General features: G+C 46.6%; 17 protein-coding genes. 6 read left to right on the forward strand and 11 right to left on the reverse strand.

Annotation, left to right across the window (positions count from 1 at the left end):
• Nucleotides 1–165 precede the first annotated feature (165 nt).
• Nucleotides 166–951, reverse strand: a complete 786-nt coding sequence (locus tag ACWA2B_RS13020) for a helix-turn-helix domain-containing protein (RefSeq protein WP_069012637.1) — start codon at nucleotides 949–951, stop codon at nucleotides 166–168.
• Nucleotides 952–1,131: 180 nt separating this feature from the next.
• On the opposite strand from ACWA2B_RS13020, the gene ACWA2B_RS13025 reads away from it, so the two are divergent.
• On the forward strand, nucleotides 1,132–2,430 hold the full coding sequence (locus tag ACWA2B_RS13025; protein WP_029518265.1) for an aminotransferase class I/II-fold pyridoxal phosphate-dependent enzyme: 1,299 nt from the start codon (nucleotides 1,132–1,134) through the stop codon (nucleotides 2,428–2,430).
• Between the two features lie 101 nt (nucleotides 2,431–2,531).
• Here the strand turns inward: ACWA2B_RS13025 and ACWA2B_RS13030 are convergent, their stop codons facing one another.
• Nucleotides 2,532–3,809, reverse strand: coding sequence for a sensor histidine kinase (locus tag ACWA2B_RS13030; protein WP_029518264.1), 1,278 nt, complete (start codon nucleotides 3,807–3,809; stop codon nucleotides 2,532–2,534).
• A gap of 206 nt (nucleotides 3,810–4,015) precedes the next feature.
• Here ACWA2B_RS13030 and ACWA2B_RS13035 point away from each other — a divergent pair, with 206 nt between their 5' ends.
• Nucleotides 4,016–4,132, forward strand: coding sequence for a hypothetical protein (locus ACWA2B_RS13035; RefSeq protein WP_023990126.1), 117 nt, complete (start codon nucleotides 4,016–4,018; stop codon nucleotides 4,130–4,132).
• A gap of 111 nt (nucleotides 4,133–4,243) precedes the next feature.
• Here the strand turns inward: ACWA2B_RS13035 and ACWA2B_RS13040 are convergent, their stop codons facing one another.
• The 5 genes from ACWA2B_RS13040 to ACWA2B_RS13060 form a co-directional block, all read right to left on the reverse strand.
• Complete coding sequence (locus tag ACWA2B_RS13040) at nucleotides 4,244–5,467, reverse strand: ABC transporter permease (protein WP_039272674.1); 1,224 nt, start codon at nucleotides 5,465–5,467, stop codon at nucleotides 4,244–4,246.
• A gap of 2 nt (nucleotides 5,468–5,469) precedes the next feature.
• Nucleotides 5,470–6,216, reverse strand: coding sequence for an ABC transporter ATP-binding protein (locus tag ACWA2B_RS13045; protein ID WP_013311782.1), 747 nt, complete (start codon nucleotides 6,214–6,216; stop codon nucleotides 5,470–5,472).
• Between the two features lie 18 nt (nucleotides 6,217–6,234).
• Nucleotides 6,235–7,626 (reverse strand): DEAD/DEAH box helicase, encoded by a 1,392-nt coding sequence (locus tag ACWA2B_RS13050; protein ID WP_029518262.1) that lies wholly within the window; start codon nucleotides 7,624–7,626, stop codon nucleotides 6,235–6,237.
• A 122-nt stretch (nucleotides 7,627–7,748) separates the two neighbouring features.
• A complete protein-coding gene (locus tag ACWA2B_RS13055) occupies nucleotides 7,749–8,528 on the reverse strand; it encodes an SDR family NAD(P)-dependent oxidoreductase (RefSeq protein WP_029518261.1) in 780 nt (259 codons plus the stop codon).
• Nucleotides 8,529–8,567: 39 nt separating this feature from the next.
• Nucleotides 8,568–9,026: a chemotaxis protein CheX gene (locus ACWA2B_RS13060; RefSeq protein WP_029518260.1), complete on the reverse strand. Its 459-nt coding sequence runs from the start codon at nucleotides 9,024–9,026 to the stop codon at nucleotides 8,568–8,570.
• Between the two features lie 429 nt (nucleotides 9,027–9,455).
• Here ACWA2B_RS13060 and ACWA2B_RS13065 point away from each other — a divergent pair, with 429 nt between their 5' ends.
• The 3 genes from ACWA2B_RS13065 to ACWA2B_RS13075 all read left to right on the forward strand — a co-directional run bounded on the left by ACWA2B_RS13065 (nucleotide 9,456) and on the right by ACWA2B_RS13075 (nucleotide 12,124).
• On the forward strand, nucleotides 9,456–10,358 hold the full coding sequence (locus ACWA2B_RS13065) for a LysR family transcriptional regulator (RefSeq protein ID WP_023990132.1): 903 nt from the start codon (nucleotides 9,456–9,458) through the stop codon (nucleotides 10,356–10,358).
• Nucleotides 10,359–10,418: 60 nt separating this feature from the next.
• Nucleotides 10,419–11,228: a histidinol-phosphatase gene (locus ACWA2B_RS13070; RefSeq protein WP_029518259.1), complete on the forward strand. Its 810-nt coding sequence runs from the start codon at nucleotides 10,419–10,421 to the stop codon at nucleotides 11,226–11,228.
• Between the two features lie 155 nt (nucleotides 11,229–11,383).
• Nucleotides 11,384–12,124 carry a GTP pyrophosphokinase gene (locus ACWA2B_RS13075; protein ID WP_449292274.1) on the forward strand — a complete coding sequence of 247 codons (741 nt, stop codon included), beginning with the start codon at nucleotides 11,384–11,386 and terminating at the stop codon, nucleotides 12,122–12,124.
• 37 nt (nucleotides 12,125–12,161) lie between these two features.
• Here the strand turns inward: ACWA2B_RS13075 and ACWA2B_RS13080 are convergent, their stop codons facing one another.
• Nucleotides 12,162–12,434 carry an alpha/beta fold hydrolase gene (locus ACWA2B_RS13080; RefSeq protein WP_238437842.1) on the reverse strand — a complete coding sequence of 91 codons (273 nt, stop codon included), beginning with the start codon at nucleotides 12,432–12,434 and terminating at the stop codon, nucleotides 12,162–12,164.
• A 263-nt stretch (nucleotides 12,435–12,697) separates the two neighbouring features.
• Between ACWA2B_RS13080 and ACWA2B_RS13085 the strand changes: the two genes are divergently transcribed.
• Nucleotides 12,698–13,576 (forward strand): NAD-dependent epimerase/dehydratase family protein, encoded by an 879-nt coding sequence (locus ACWA2B_RS13085; RefSeq protein ID WP_449292275.1) that lies wholly within the window; start codon nucleotides 12,698–12,700, stop codon nucleotides 13,574–13,576.
• Nucleotides 13,577–13,928: 352 nt separating this feature from the next.
• Here the strand turns inward: ACWA2B_RS13085 and ACWA2B_RS13090 are convergent, their stop codons facing one another.
• The 3 genes from ACWA2B_RS13090 to ACWA2B_RS13100 all read right to left on the reverse strand — a co-directional run bounded on the left by ACWA2B_RS13090 (nucleotide 13,929) and on the right by ACWA2B_RS13100 (nucleotide 16,378).
• Nucleotides 13,929–14,537: a GNAT family N-acetyltransferase gene (locus tag ACWA2B_RS13090; RefSeq protein WP_449292276.1), complete on the reverse strand. Its 609-nt coding sequence runs from the start codon at nucleotides 14,535–14,537 to the stop codon at nucleotides 13,929–13,931.
• Between the two features lie 51 nt (nucleotides 14,538–14,588).
• Nucleotides 14,589–15,329, reverse strand: coding sequence for a metallophosphoesterase family protein (locus ACWA2B_RS13095; protein ID WP_029518256.1), 741 nt, complete (start codon nucleotides 15,327–15,329; stop codon nucleotides 14,589–14,591).
• A 104-nt stretch (nucleotides 15,330–15,433) separates the two neighbouring features.
• Complete coding sequence (locus ACWA2B_RS13100; protein WP_069012628.1) at nucleotides 15,434–16,378, reverse strand: metallophosphoesterase; 945 nt, start codon at nucleotides 16,376–16,378, stop codon at nucleotides 15,434–15,436.

The raw sequence follows: 16,378 nt of genomic DNA on the forward strand, positions 1-16,378 counted from the left end.
ATAGCTACACATATGAGCATTGGGATCGAATGATATAAATTGCTCATATAAAAAAGGACCCGGCGTAATGGCTCGGGTCCTTTTTTTGGAATTTATCCTTTATATTTGTCATGCGTTACTCCCATTATGCCTAAATCCGAAACAGCTTGTCCACCGTCTATAACATTACCGGATCTCAGACGGACTTTTCCCCGTGTATTGCTTGAATTGGCGGCTGAAAAAAAAGATGTCACGATACCCCAAAGCCTCTGCCACCTCGGTCACATTCATTCCCGCATGCAGCAGTAGATGCTGTGCACGCTCAATCCGCATGCTGATAATATGAGATTGCGCGGAAACACCTAGCAGCTCCTTGAATTTAATCGAAAAATAACGCGGTGACAGCCCTGCCCGTGCAGCTAAATCCTCGACGCGATGAGGAAGTCCCGGATGCTGACGCACGTAGTTGGCCGTTTCCCGAATGACCTCGGTGAGCTGGTTACTGGCCTGTTGCTCCTGCGGCTCCTTACGGTCCGCACGCAGCAGATGAATCATCAGTTGTTTTAGAATCAGCTTGCCTTCCTCGTCAGCTCCGTAAGCACGCTCCAGGCGCAGTCGAACGTACCTGGCAAGCATATGCTCTACCTCGAACGTTTCCTCCAGCATACGGTAGCTTGCAGGGACTAGCTCTGGTTGTTCGATGAGATCAAAATGAATATAGGTAAGTATGAGCGGCTTTTGCGGGTTATGTGTGGCACGGGTATCATCCCCCGGCTTGAACAGGAAGCAACTCCCCTTGCTCACCGGATACGATGTTCCGTTTAAGACCACTGTTCCTTCTCCGCTCCATACATAGAATAAATCATAGTTTGGCATCGGCTTCTCGCGTACCTGCCATTTCCAGCCCGGCTCGCACACAATTTTGGCGAAGGCCGACAACAGGATAAACGATGACGCAGATGTATCCAGCAAAATCTGCACCTCCTCTTGTTAATCTTTGGTTGTCCTCTATCCCGTTAATTTATAATATAAGCTCAGCGCCTTCATTAAGCAAAAAAATGCGTTTTTATGCTCCCAGATGCTTTTGCGTGACGCTTACCGTGTGTGATGCTATAATATGTAATCAAAATGACTTGGAAGGATGAAACGGGAATGAATCCACTGGCAGCGCAGTTAAACCAAAACATTCAGACAGGCAACGAGCATGTATATCAAATGCTTTCTCTTTTAGGGAAAGAAATTTATTTCCCAAAAGAGGGGATTTTGAGTCAATCCGCAGAAGCCGGGAAGCTTGCTAAAAAGTACAACGCCACGATTGGTATTGCTACGGAAGGTAACGGTCCTATGCATTTGGAGGTCATTCAGGAGAAGCTGTCCGCTTACAATCCCAAGGATTTATACCCTTACGCACCCCCTGCGGGCAAACCTGAACTTCGTAGTGTATGGCGTGACAAAATGCTGAAGGAAAACCCTTCATTGGCTGGAAAAGGTTATGGCCTTCCCGTAGTTACGAACGCGCTGACCCATGGTTTGAGCATCGTTGCCGACCTGTTCACGGATGAAGGGGACGCTGTCATTTACCCAGACAAAAACTGGGAAAACTATGAGCTGACTTTCGGTATTCGCCGTCATGGACGTTTGGTGAATTTCCCGTTGTTCACAGAGGATCAACGTTTTAATAGTGAAGGATTACGCGAGGCGCTACTGGCACAGAAAGAATACGGCAAAGCAATCGTTGTGCTGAACTTCCCGAATAACCCGACGGGCTACACACCGGGAGTCGAAGAGGGTAAAGCGATTGTTGCTGCCATTCAGGAAGCCGCAGAAGCAGGCATCAATGTCGTAGTTGTGACGGATGACGCTTATTTTGGTCTGTTCTTCGAGGACTCCCTGCATGAATCACTATTCGGTCAGTTAGCTGGACTTCATCCGAGAATTCTACCCGTCAAAATTGACGGAGCTACCAAAGAAGAATTCGTTTGGGGCTTCCGTGTCGGATTTATTACCTTTGCTTCGGAACATCAGGATGTACTGAGCGCACTGGAACAAAAAACATTAGGGATTATTCGGGCAACGATTTCGAGCGGTCCTCACCCATCTCAAACCTTCGTCCTGGATGCCCTCAAATCACCCGATTTTGAACAACAGAAAAATGAAAAGTTCCAAATTATGAAGGGGCGGGCTAATAAAGTCAAAGCGTTGCTCGATAGTGGAAAATACGGAGATGTATGGAGCTACTATCCTTTCAATTCGGGTTATTTTATGTGCCTTAAGCTGAACGGCTTGTCCGCTGAACGACTGCGCACACATTTGCTGGAACAATATGGGGTAGGAACAATTGCGCTGGGTGAATATGATCTCCGAATCGCATTCTCATGTATCGAGGAAGAGTATCTGGAAGACCTGTATGACATTGTTTACCGTGGCGCACAAGATTTGTTGAACGCATAATATGTAACAGATTCAATATAGCATCATTAGCGGTATGCCGGATGTTGTGGCATACCGCTTTTTAATGGACTGAACCATTGTAAGTCACACTTCGAAACAAACTATCCTTCAGCAGCGAGCATTGATTCTTGTGCGAGTGGCAGCAGGATGACTACCTCCGTTCCGACTCCGGGCTCACTCTCATAGTGTATACTTCCGTTCATGGCTTCAATGATTCGAAAGGAGACGACCGTTCCCAGTCCCGTTCCTACCTCTTTGGTTGAAAAAAACAAAGTACCCACTCGCTCCAGATGCTCCTGACTCATGCCTTTTCCTGTATCCCTAATATGCAGACATGCCTTCTCTTCCTGAATCGCCAGCTTTATGTATACCCTGCCTCCATCATCCGCAGCTTCGATCGCATTTTTCGTCACATGTATTAACGCCTGTAACAGCTGATTACGATCCATATGTACGTATATTTCATTCCTTAGCTCAGTATACAGTCTTACGCCTTGCTTGGTCGCCATCGGTTTCAAAAGCAAAACAATCTGTTGAACCATGCCAGACAGATCCATCAGCTCTGTGTTCCCAATCTGCGGTCTGGATAAGTTCAGATAGTCGCTAATAATTCTTTCAGCCCGATCGACCTCTGCTAGTGCCAAAGCAATATATCTGCGATTTTTCCCTTCTAGCCCTGACTGAACCATTTGCAAGAACCCTTTAATAACGGTCAATGGATTCCGTACTTCATGAGCCATAGAGGCAGCCAGTTCACCTAACGTATTCAGATGCTCAGCATATTTAATCTTTCTTCTCATTTCTTCCCGTTCCAAACTAAACTCCATCCAGAAAGAGGAGGCTCCAATGCTTAGGAATTGAATCATACCGAACCAGAGTATTGCCCGGATCAGCTCGATCTCATCCTTATCTAGCCTTCCATTGACCCAGGAATGTATTAACAGAAATATAAACATGGCAATACTGGTCCATATACTCATTAGCATATTCATGCCCACCCGAAGCAATATACTATTGAGCTGCATAAACTTTTTTCTCACCAAGAGAGGCCCCAAATAACACAACATCATGCTGGGAAAACTCACCACTATAGACTCAGGATCTATATACATACGAGCCATCACCATCAACGTTATATTCAGAAGCCCTGCCTTAGGACCAAAATATAAAACAGAAAGGATCAGAGGAACATATCGAAGATCCCAAAATAGTCCATACCAAATATACGAAAACATAAGGCAAAGCACAGAAGACACACCCAGCACCCCTCCCATAAGCAACGGGGTATGTTTCATATGCCGATGATCTGACAAAGCGCTATATACCAATAACGGTACAAACACAAGAAATATGTTCACGAGCAGCTTATCTATCAGCATCTCGTCTTTCCCACTTTCCAAGTGATAATGATTACGTACTTCTTCTATTCTCGACAATACGTGTCTTTTCCTCTCTCCTCCCCTACATCTGATGAAAAATATAAGGCGATTCAGCAACATACCTGAGCAATGGCCCACGCAATCTGAAAATCCACTTCATAAGATACGATGTATCCTTTATCACAATGACCGAGAGGAGAATGAGCATGGGAGCAGAAGAAACAAGAGGCGGTTACGGTGGTTACGGCGCATTCACAAGCACAGGAACAATTCTGGTACTGTTCATTTTATTAGTTATCATCAGCAAAACGATCTTTATATAAGCTGACGGATATCTGCACCCACGGCTATGATAGCAGTACAAAAAAAGGCTAATTCGCAAGCAGCAAGTGCTGCCTGCGAATTAGCCTTTACTTTATTCACATAGATACAAATCACACTTCTTCTTCATCCTGACCGTCCAAACGCCATTTTTTGGCTTGAGCGCCTCGTAGCAGGAACACTACTGCAACTCCCCCAAGCAACGTGAGCAGTGTAGACAGTAGATCTTCCGTTCCCTTTGCCAGAAAAGGAAGCCACAGAACCACAGCAGCCGGCAACGTCAACCGAACAACAAAGTCGAGAAAAGACGCACGACGACTATGCGCAGGAATCGGATACAACTGAAGCCATAACGAATCCTTGTGATACTGCCTTAGTGAAGTGACCTGTACACCAATGAGGAATATGAAAAATAAATATACTGCAATACCAATCCAACTAGCATGGGTGATATATATAATTAACAACCCCAGAATCCCGAGCCGAATGACAATACCTGCTGGCTCTGTGCGCAGGAACGTCTTAAACAGCAGATAACGATACGCTCCCCTTCTGTTCCAAGGTATGTTACCTCCCAACCAGGATAGCCAACGGCGCGGCGTCACTCTCTGCGTAAGGGCGGGCACATCGACAAACCAGCCCAAAGTGCGCATCACCCGAGCAGCCTGCATACCCTCTGTACGAATCAGCTTTTCCCAAGCCACTAGCAGCTTGACCGGAAAACGCAGAACAAGCACGTACACCACACCGACCAATATGATAAATGGTACGCTGTGTAGTGGAGGCTGCCATAGCCATGCGGCTACCATCAGCACAGCCAACACCCACCGAAGCAGACGATAGCCTATACTCCCGCCAATCGATACCATACGAAGCTCTTGCCAGCCGCCGTAGCTGAATAGCAGCTTTAATAGCACGAACAGTAGCAGGGTCAGTAGCAACGGCTTAGGCGCGGAATCACTGCGAATATACAGCGGCCACACTATAATAGACAGCAATAGCAAACCGAATATTTTATACACCACACCCCGAATCCGGCTGGCCTTAAAATAATAGTGCATTGCGTGCTCCTGTGGACGGAGAAAAACAATATCCGCTGCGTTTAAATACGTACGAAAGCTCGCATGAGCAATCGGAATAGCCACAATAAGCATGATCCAGCGGATGGGCAAATCCGGTGGAGTATGCATTAGTAGCGACGTGTACCATGCGGCAAAGGCAATCAGTGCAAAGCCGAACACCACCGCCAGACCGCTCTGAATGACATAGCCCAGATAAGGCAACACCTGTCCCCAGAACGCTACACGTCTTTCTTTATGCAGACGTTGCAAATCCATGCTCATTCCCTGCCCTGTACCAGCTCATAAAATGCATCTTCCAGCGGCATGCCCGGCTTACCCGCCTGTGCTGTCACTTCGTCCAGCGTACCCTGCGCAATGATGGCACCCTGATGAAGTACAATGAAACGATCGCAATAATTTTCAATCGTGGACAAAATATGAGAACTGAGTAGAATGGACGAACCCGAACGCTTCATCTCTAACATAAAGTCAAGCAGGGAACGAATACCAAGCGGGTCCAAACCCAAAAAAGGTTCATCTATGACATACAACGGCGGTCCCGCTAAAAATGCACACATAATCATCACTTTCTGGCGCATCCCTTTAGACAGGTGCATCGACATACTTCCACTTTTATCCCGCATACGGAACAAGTCCAGCATTTGATCACTGCGTGTGCGGAAATCTGCTTCGCTAACTCCGTACGCTCTGGCCGTGAATTCCATATGCTCCATCACCGTCATTTCAGGATACAGCTCTGGAGATTCAGGTACAAAAGCAATGGCTCCCTGATATTCCTCGGGATTTTCATCCTGCTTATGCCCCTGCACACGAATTTCTCCGGCCTGCGGTGTCATCAGGCCCAAAATATGCTTCATGGTCGTACTTTTCCCGGCCCCGTTCAGACCAATCAGTCCTACCATTTCGCCCGGTTTCACATCCAGCGAAATCTGATGCAACACCGGGCGCTTGGCGCTATATCCGCCGGTCAGTCCGTTAATTTGCAACACAGGCTGTTGTTCCATGGCTCCCCCTCTTCTCCCTTACTCGTTCGGTTTTGATCCTTTTTCCTTCAGCCATCTTGGTGCACCCTTGTTTTTGCGATCACGCTCGCGCTGTGCTTTTCCTGCTTTGGACAAGGCTGCACCTTTGCTCTTGCCTGGAGCTGAACCGTTCGCGGAATTCCTGCCAGGACGTCCGTTTTCGGCACGAACAGGTGCCTTTCGGTCCTCCGCCGATGCTCCGTTAGATAAGGATCTAGCCTCGGAGGGTCTTACAGGTGCACGCTTGGCATCCGCCGGACGCGGCACAACTACTCGACCTCCATGCAACGCACGCTCTGCGATGTCAATGCCCAGTTCACGGGAGAACTTACGCATGATGAACGTTTCACGGTCAGTGACAACCGATGCCACCAATCCTTTGCGTCCCATCCGTCCTGTCCGTCCTGCACGGTGAACATAAGCTTGACTATCCGTAGCCGGATCAAAATGAATAACCATTTCAAGGCCCTCAATATCCAGACCACGGGCTGCCACATCCGAAGCGACCAGCACTTTGAGCTTGTCCTCACGGAATCGGGCCAACACATTGCTACGCGTGACTTTATCCGCATCTCCATACAAGGATGCCGTAGTCAGCCCCATATGCTTGAGCTTGGCCTCAATCTCCCCGATGGCATTGGTTGTATTCACGAACACCAGCGCTTTTCTCGGATTAAAATGACGTACCAGACGGCGCAGCATATCCACCTTATCCCGTTCTTCAGATACAAAGTAATAGTGTTCCAGTCCACTGGCCGTCTTCTGGTCGGGATCAATCCCAATTTCTACGTATTCACGCATCTCCCGTTTCGCCAGCGACTGAATCTCGTCGTTCAGCGTTGCGGACAAGAATACCAATTGACGATCGCGTTGGGCGGTGCCCAATATATTGGTTACATCGCCTGCTCCGCCGAGCTGGAACATCTGATCCACCTCATCGATAACAATGGCTGTAATATTGTGCATTTTCAACTTTTTTGAAGCGATGAGTTCCCGTACACGTCCTGGTGTGCCCACGACAAGCTGTGGATGATCCTTGAGCTTTTCGATTTGACGTTTGATAGCCGCCCCACCAATCAGACCGAGTACACGGATTCCGCGATGCTCACCGTAGCGCTGACCCTCACGTACAATTTGCATGGCCAGTTCCTGGCTTGGAGCTAGTATCAGCTTTTGCGTAGCCTTTTTCTGCGGATCAATCGCTTGCAACAGCGGCAGCAAATAAGCCAGTGTCTTGCCTGTGCCAGTTTGTGAGCGCGCCAATACATGCTTTCCCTTCATTATTTCCGGTATAGCCTCTGCCTGAACTGGCGAAGGCTGTGTAATTTCATGCTCAGTCAGTTTGTCCAACAGATCTTGTTCAACGCCGAGCGATTCAAAATTCAATGTCATGAAAAGGTCCAACCCCTATACGTAAATTCGTTACTCTCCATTATATGCGAAAATAGCCCTGTTACCAAATCACAAAAATAAAAGATGTCCCTCACCATAGCTAATGGCTTACGGGACATCTTTTATTTCTTATTCATCACCCCATGACCCAGCCTGTCGGTCAGTCTGGGAGCTAACTGATACAGCTTGAGAAAAGGAGATACCCACCGTGGCAGATTAACCTCCTCCTTGCGAAGCTCCATCGCTCTTACGATATGCCGTGCTACCTTATCTGGTTGTAGCATAAACCAGCTTACATTTCGAACATATCCTCCTGAAGGATCTGCCAACTCAAAAAACGGTGTGTCGATCGGCCCCGGATTAATCGTCGTTACAGTCACTCCACTCCCGCGCAGCTCTTGCCGGAGCGCATTGCTGAAACCGAGCAAAGCATGCTTCGTCGCCGTGTAAGAAGACGATTTGGCTGTCCCGATTTTCCCGGCCATTGATGCTACATTGACAATCTGTCCAAGGCCCCGCTCTGTCATTTGTGGCAGAAACGCCTTGATGCAGCGAACAACACCCATGTAGTTCACGTCCATCATTTGTTCAAACTCCGTCAGGTCGGTTTCATTAAAATACTCAAACTTTCCGTAGCCTGCATTGTTAAGTAATATATCGACCCGTCCGTACTGTCCCAATACTCGTGCTGCAACAGCCTCTACCTGCTCCTGGCGGGTGACGTCCAGTTGGATAAGCTCATGTCTGCCGCTGATTCCCGCAGATACTTGCTTCAGTCGCTCCTGCGAGCGTGCTGTTAAAATAGGAATCGCGCCCTTTTCGCTTAACAACTGAGCGCAAAGGGCGCCAATCCCACTAGATGCACCTGTAATCACAACTATCTTGTCCTGTAGTATACTCACGCTCATCCCTCCACATTAAAGAAACTTGCTCCTTTAATATTAAGAGATCATCACCTGAATATCCAGCTCACCGATTCCTTCCACCGTGAGCGGAATATAAAGGGCACGCTGAGGCACAAAAGTGGTCAAGTTTTCTGATTTCATGACCTGCGGAGGCGTAATATCCACGACAATTCCCTGACTGGACAAAATCGTACTGGCATTACCACTAATCATATTGCCCAATTCTGAAATTGCGCTTTTTCCCATCTCATCAATTTCAGTCAACACAAATCCGCCCATCATCGCTGATACCATACGTAGCGCCACCTGTTCATTCAGGCCGAACACAATATTTCCGCTAAGCTGTCCGGTCATCCCGATCATAATCCAGATGTGGTCGTCCACCAGCTCGACATTTTTCACACCAAGATTTCCGGATGAAGGAGATACTTGGATCAATTGTTCAATGACCCGTCGCGCCGACTCCAAAAAAGGATTTATCACTTCTGCCTTCACGATCAAAGCGCCCCTTTACGATGGGCTTTTAGACACACAACAAAAGTCCCATTTAAATTAGAATTTTTTAATTAAATATTACTGTAAAACGAATCGATCCTCATTAAAATGCTCTCTATATCACTTATCGACAGCTACCCGGTAATTTTTTATAGCTAAACCACAAAAAATGTGAATAATGTCCTATATCTTTACTTCTTACCGGTTTTAGATTGATTATTTTTGAAGGATATCAGGACTTTAGTCTTTATTTCCCAATATACCACACTTTAAGGTGCTCTGCTTCGATTCATTGCCCTTCCTGCTCGAATAACCTATAATTTAATGAAATAAAGCATAACGACGGTTTTACATATGAACCTATGGATTGGCTAAAAATATTCATTCTATACAGCTGCGATAAGATTAAGAAAAGAGAGGAGGAACTTCATGAACATCAGTCAACTCGAAACACTTATCATGATTTCCAAAACGATGAGCTTCCGCAAAGCCGGAGAACTTCTCAATTTGACGCAGCCGGCGGTGTCCGCCCAAATTAAAAGTCTAGAGGATGAGTTCAAAACCATCCTGATTGACCGCAACCAGCCTGTCACCCTGACCGACCGGGGAGCTGTTTTTTTGGAACATGCCGAGCGCATATTAGAGGTTGTTGAGGAATTAAGACAAAAATTGTACGATCTAAACGAAACACCACAGGGTCACATTGCGCTGGGTACCACAACATCCATCGCTATTCAAATTTTACCGCGCGTGCTTTCCTACTTTCAGGATCAGTTCCCTCTCATCAAAACCTCCATTCAATCCATGGCTTCCTCCATGATTTATCAGCAGGTGGAGAACGGACTTATTGATGTTGGCATCGGCTATCTGATCGAACGTAATCCTAATTTAAGCACTTCGGTTCTGTATTACGATTCCTTTGAGCTAGTCGTGTCTCCTACTCATCCGCTGGCTTCACAACCACATGCTACCATTGAAGCCCTTCGGGAAATTCCGCTGATTCTGCTCTCTCCTGATACGGTGGGACGAAAATTCGTAGACGATGTATTTAAAAAGCACCAAATCGTGCCTCATGTCGTGATTGAGTTGTCCAGCAGTGAGGAAGTCAAACGGATGGTCGAAATTAATCTCGGTGCGGCCATTATTTCCAGACTATCGGTCACTTCTGAACTGCGTGCAGGCACATTAAAAATGATCCATATTCCTGAGCTGGAAGTTAGTCATCCGGTAGGAGTGATTTATAAATCCGGCCGATATCTAAACTCAGCCATGCAGCAATTTTTAAGTGATCTGAAGGGGATGCCGGAGACGAATTTCACCAGTTCTGAATAACGTAATTCGCTATGAACAACATACGCAATATAAACCCTGATTACGAAAGGAAGACAGGCTATGAAATTTGATCTGCACACCCATCATTTCCGCTGCGGTCATGCAGACGGAAACATTCGAGATTACATTGAAGCAGGCATTCAGTCGGGCTTACAAGCGATTGGTATTTCGGACCATTCCCCTTTCCTGGGCAGCGAACAGGATCAGGCTTTTCCTAAAATTTATATGGCCAAATCACAGCTTGCTGAATACGTAGAAGAGGTACAACAGCTTAAAAAAGAATACGAAGGCCGTATTGACGTGCTCCTCGGATTGGAAACGGATTATTTTCCTGATTTTGCTGAATTATATCGTTCCACTCTGGCTCCTTATCCATTTGATTATCTCATTGGGTCGATTCACAATGTCGAAGGGGACAGCATTTTTAACCGTAACCGTTGGAACAAATTAAGCGACGCTCGTAAAATCGAGGTCAAACAAGCCTACTATGCGCTCATTCAGGAATCTGCGCGAAGCGGCATGTTTCAGATTTTAGGCCATATTGACGCAATGAAGGGGAACTTTCCAGCCTTTTCAGACATTCCTGCTGATGAAGCCATTGATGAAACCTTGCAGGTAATTGCGGAATCCAATGTGGCGATTGAAATTAACACTTCGGGTAAAACCAAACTGAGTGGCGGATGGTACCCGTCTGCTTCTATTTTAGAAAGAGCGCACCATTTTGGTGTGGAGGTTACTTTTGGTTCGGATGCCCATAAACCTTCGCGGGTAGGCGATGACTGGGAAGAAGTAAAGGCAATGCTGAAGGATATCGGCTTCCGGGAATGGGTCTATTTTAAAGAAAAACGTAAAATTTCTGTGGCGCTTTAAAATTCAAGGTGGGAATTGCCTCTCCGCAAATCATTTGATCTTACGAACGCTGCTGCAATGGAATTGTTGGGGATTGTAATTTATAAGGTAATAATTCCATTGCAAAGGCGAATGCTTAGCAAGATTATGACATCTATGTGTGAGGAGAATTACATATGCACTTGGAAGATCCTATGGACAAATTTAAAAAGCTAAAGCATGACATCACGCGATTTATGCTCATTTATAAATTTGCGCTCGACGAAATGGAAACCAAGATTGAAATATTAAAGCAGGAATTTCAGGCATTACACGATTACAGCCCTATTGAGCATACCAAATCACGCCTTAAATCTCCTGAGAGCATCATGAATAAAATGATTCGTAAAAATAGCGAGTTATCGCTGGATGCTATCAAAGATCATATCAAGGATATCGCCGGCTTGCGTATTACTTGCTCTTTTATTTCTGATATTTATGATGTCAGTAACATGCTTCAGAGACAAAGTGACTTGAAGGTACTGGAAATTAAGGATTACATCAAGAACCCCAAGCCGAACGGTTACCAGAGCCTGCATTTGCTGGTTCAAGTTCCTGTATTCATGTCGGATTGTGTGGAGCTAGTCTGCGTAGAAGTGCAAATTCGAACCATTGCGATGGATTTCTGGGCCAGCCTGGAGCATAAAATCTTTTATAAATACAACCAGGCTGTTCCCGAAAGTCTGACACGTGAATTAAAGAACGCAGCAGACTCCGCTAATGCGCTAGATCTTCAAATGGAGCGACTGCATCGTGAAATTAAGGAGATTAAAGACGCTAGAGGTGAAGAGGACTCCATGGAGGAGCTTCGGAAGATTATGATTAATAATCAGCAAATTACGGTGCCGGTCAATTTCTTGAAGCTTCTAGGAGAGTAAGATTAGGCGGTGCTCCACCGCTATGCGATTGATTGGTTCAACGAATCGCATGTTTGTTCAAAAATGAAAGAATAGAATCATTGATTAAGATCGGCTTCTCTCTAAGCATGTGCGGTCGATGACTACAACCCGGAACAATTAGATAACGTGAGTCTTGGGCCCCTGAGCATAATTCCAGGAGTTGCTCTTCTGTGGCGAAATCGTCATGTTCACCCGCGATAAATAATGCAGGGCACGTAATGCTACTTAACTCACTACGTGTCAATTGCGGATATTGGCGCCAATCCTGTGCGCTCTGACGCATAATCAAATTCATCTGCCCCCTCAGGACATGCGACTCCACTACAGCCTATGGTCGTAACGGTCGCAAACATTTGAGGGTGCTTCACCGCACAATATAAAGCCACATTGCCTCGCAGCTGTACCCATTTTTTCGTAATACATTTCTAAATCCTGAATCTCTACGTATGGCATATGATCCTCCTTTTTTTCATTGCGTCCTGTATCTTTTACATTCATTAGTCCGTCTATCTTAATATAAATGAAAACCATTTCAGAAGGAATGATGTAAGTATGAAAAAGATACTTGTACTGGGTGGAACGCGCTTTTTTGGCAAGAGACTGGTGGAACGTCTGCTGGAGAGTTCCGAGAACTCCGTTACCATCCTCACACGAGGCCAAGCAAGCGATTCGTTTGGTGACCGCGTTCAGCGGATCTGTGCAGACCGTACCGACCCGCAAGCGCTCGCTGAGGCCGTAGGTGAGCAAGTGTGGGACGTTGTTTATGATAATATTTGCTTTTCCCCAGATGAAGCCAGCGAAGCCTGCCGCATTTTTGATGCTACAGCCAAAAGGTATATTGTGACCTCCAGCCTATCCGTCTATGATTCGAGCCCGGAAGTGCTGACAGAAAGCATCTTTGACCCTCAGGCTTACCCGGTTCGCAAGGGCGGGAAGGACGATTTTACATATCAGGAGGCTAAACGGCAGGCAGAAGCAGTTTTTATGCAGCAAGCTACATTTCCTGTAGTTGCTGTTCGTTTTCCGATTGTATTGGGGACAGACGATTATACGAAAAGACTTCATTTTCATATCGAACATGTTCGTGAAGGAATAGAATTCGGAGTCCCTAATTCCGCAGCACAAATCTCATTTATTCGTTCCGATGAAGCCGCAGATTTTCTGTTTTGGCTTGGTCACACTCCTTTTACAGGTCCTGTAAATGCTTGCTCCAACGGTACAGTGAGGATTGGGGAGATCATTTCGATCATTGAGCAGGTAACTGGAAAACAAGCTGTGATGAAAGAAAAAACAGCAGACGAGCACATGTCTCCATTTGGTATTACACAATCGTGGTACATGGATACGTCCAAAGCCCAGTCAGAGGGGTACTCATTTCTCTCCCTAAATGAATGGCTTCCAGAGCTGATAACCAGCCTGACCCGTTCCTAAAAACCATAAAAAAAAGGGGACCCGAAGCTTCGGGTCCCAGCAATATATATATGATTCAAAGGGGGTCATGTTTATGTTGTACCCACTCTATGTTAAAGTAACTTTGCAGTTATATTTCATTTTTGTAATAAATTGAAATATAACTGAGCACAGCCAAGGCAAGAAGGCTACTCGCTTCCGCAGAAATAGAGAAGGCACTACTATAGGATAACAAAAAAAGAGGACCCGAATGATCGGGTCCCAGCAACATATATTATTCAAAAGGGGGTCATGTCTGTATTGTACCCGTCCTGTGTTAGAGTTGTTTTGCAGTTATATTTCATCTTTGTAACAAAATATTCCAATGTTATTTCTACGCATAATCCCCTTGGGTCAGCGAAAATACCAATACACTCGGCACCTCTCCTGAGGGATCATAGGCACCAATGGTACGCAGCAGACGCATCTTATTTTTAATAAGCACGCGCATGGAAGCCTGATTATCCGCTTGGCAACGACTTTCGATCCGCTGGAGCTTCAAAGATCCGAAACCAAAATTCAGCATTTCTCCTACCACTTCTGTACCCAGCCCCTGTCCCCAAAAAGGACGATCCAGAATATAGCCCAATTGTGCCTCCCCCGTTCTTTCATTCCATTGCTGAAAAGAGACGATACCGAGCAAGGGTGAAGAGGTAAGCTCATTGGATTCACTAAGTAGATTGCTTTCTTCTGTATTTCTCGGATGCCATTCCACCGCAAAATGCAGAGAATCCAGAGAATCAGCAGATATTTTAATTTGCGCAATCAGACGCCGCATTCGTGCATGGACTGGCTTGCGAATTCGATTCACATATTGGATCACCAATGGATCGGATAGGATCCGTTCCAGCGCGGGATAATCCTCCGTTTTTAGCTGGCGCAATCGGACTCGGCGGGTGTAAAGCTCTGGTAGCCCAAGACGAAGCATTTCTCTGGTCAGCACAATGTTCCCTCCTGCGGATGGATTGGCTTTTAGAAATGAATGTTTCCATACTTAATCCAGGTCCTGAATCCCGCGGTAAATTCCTGTACGCAGCTCTCGAATATAATACGGCAAAGAAGGCACATCAGCTTCCTCCGCTTGTTTTACCGCCAGTTCTATATCATAAGGTACACGTACAAAATGAATGGAGAAGGACGTAGGCTGCTCCTCTCCCATCTCCCCCTCTAAAATGCAGTAGGAAGCCTGCGTAACATCCAACGGATTCCCGACACTGCCGACGTTAAAAAGTGTTTTCCCCTGAAAATGCTGGATAAAAGCATTGTGCACATCACCATATCCCACAACATCCGGAGCAAAAGCAACTTTTCCATTTTCTTCTGCTAACGGATCGAACATGGCAAGCCGTTTTTCCGGCTCATCCCATGGCTGCACACGGTGATACACACTTTGCGGCGAGGCATGCACCAGACGGATACGGCGTCCGCTCATTCTGAAATCATAATGAAACGGTAACTGTGCCAAATACTGCACTCGTTCTGCCCCCAAGCGCTCGGCTTGCCAGCTAAAATTGAGATCATCCGTAATACTGACCAGCTCATCCCAATTCCCCCGCACGACCACTTCACAACGTTGACGGACAGCATCCAGAACCTCGCTCGGGCTAGGCCCTTTGCCGATCAGATCCCCCAAACAAAACACACGGCTAATGCCTCGGGAAGCAATATCCTCCAGCACCGCCTCACAGGCAGGCCAATTGCCATGAATATCTGAAATGACAGCAATACGATCCATCTGAACCTCACTCCTTTGTCCGAAACGACTACATCTCTACACTACATTCAAGCCATCTTTATGTAGTTCCAAACTATATGACGAAGATGAAAAAAAATCATGGCCTATTGGCCGGATTTTAGTGTAATGACACTAAGCTCCGGCCTGCACAGCACGCGAATCGGCAGATGTGTCATGCCAATGCCTCGGCTAACATATAGCGGCATTCTCTCCGTTCCCACATGAAATAATCCCTGGATGTACTTGCGTCCACCCGGAGGCGGCATTGGCGCTCCAATGACCGGCAAGCGAACCTGTCCTCCATGCGTATGCCCCGACAATTGAAGATCAAAGGACATTTGCGCCGCCACATCTGCATAGTCCGGCTCATGCATCAGCAGGAGCTTGCACATCTCATCAGGTAGTCCGTGGATGGCACGCTGCGGATTGGGCTTGCCCATAATGTTATCCTCTAAACCGACCATGGCTACACGCTGCCCCGCGCGCTCTACAATCGCATGCTCGTTTCTCAGCAACGTAAACCCGGTTTTCGGATACAATTCCTGTACTCCGGCGGGTAAGCCTCTATAATCATGATTGCCCAGAATAGCAAATTTGCCAAGTGTGGCGTGCATAGAAGCCATAACTGGAACAGCAGCCTTCATGGATACTGCATAGTCATCCACAATATCGCCTGTAAAACAGAGCAAATCTGGCTTCAGACCTGCTATCCGGTCCGCAAGCTCGCGTAAATCCTGCTCATCCATGTGAAAACCCAAGTGCACATCACTAAAATGTACGACCCTGATTCCGTCAAAAGCAGACGGAAGACGAGGGATAGACAAGTTGAAGCGTGTAATTTCCAAATGATTAGGCTCCCATAAGGAAGCATATCCTCCAGCTAGAAGCGCGGTTCCGGCTGTGGCTAAAGCCGCTTTTTTCAAAAAATGGCGGCGCGAAGGATTGGCTGGTTCATTTGAAACGGAACGCCGCGAAGAACCGGGAGGGATAGCGGCCCCCTGATGCGGGCCATCCTGACTCTCGCGGCGGGTGTGCGGCGTCTTCTCCAT

Source organism: Paenibacillus sp. CMM36 (genome assembly GCF_053570945.1).

Bases quoted from the DNA above. Each gene is read 5' to 3' on its own strand.
- ACWA2B_RS13035 (WP_023990126.1), top strand. From the start codon at position 4,016: ATGGGAGCAGAAGAAACAAGAGGCGGTTACGGTGGTTACGGCGCATTC.
- ACWA2B_RS13050 (WP_029518262.1), bottom strand. From the start codon at position 7,626: ATGACATTGAATTTTGAATCGCTCGGCGTTGAACAAGATCTGTTGGAC.
- ACWA2B_RS13075 (WP_449292274.1), top strand. From the start codon at position 11,384: ATGCACTTGGAAGATCCTATGGACAAATTTAAAAAGCTAAAGCATGAC.
- ACWA2B_RS13085 (WP_449292275.1), top strand. From the start codon at position 12,698: ATGAAAAAGATACTTGTACTGGGTGGAACGCGCTTTTTTGGCAAGAGA.
- ACWA2B_RS13040 (WP_039272674.1), bottom strand. From the start codon at position 5,467: ATGGATTTGCAACGTCTGCATAAAGAAAGACGTGTAGCGTTCTGGGGA.
- ACWA2B_RS13095 (WP_029518256.1), bottom strand. From the start codon at position 15,329: ATGGATCGTATTGCTGTCATTTCAGATATTCATGGCAATTGGCCTGCC.
- ACWA2B_RS13065 (WP_023990132.1), top strand. From the start codon at position 9,456: ATGAACATCAGTCAACTCGAAACACTTATCATGATTTCCAAAACGATG.
- ACWA2B_RS13100 (WP_069012628.1), bottom strand. From the start codon at position 16,378: ATGGAGAAGACGCCGCACACCCGCCGCGAGAGTCAGGATGGCCCGCAT.
- ACWA2B_RS13045 (WP_013311782.1), bottom strand. From the start codon at position 6,216: ATGGAACAACAGCCTGTGTTGCAAATTAACGGACTGACCGGCGGATAT.
- ACWA2B_RS13025 (WP_029518265.1), top strand. From the start codon at position 1,132: ATGAATCCACTGGCAGCGCAGTTAAACCAAAACATTCAGACAGGCAAC.
- ACWA2B_RS13070 (WP_029518259.1), top strand. From the start codon at position 10,419: ATGAAATTTGATCTGCACACCCATCATTTCCGCTGCGGTCATGCAGAC.
- ACWA2B_RS13030 (WP_029518264.1), bottom strand. From the start codon at position 3,809: ATGCTGATAGATAAGCTGCTCGTGAACATATTTCTTGTGTTTGTACCG.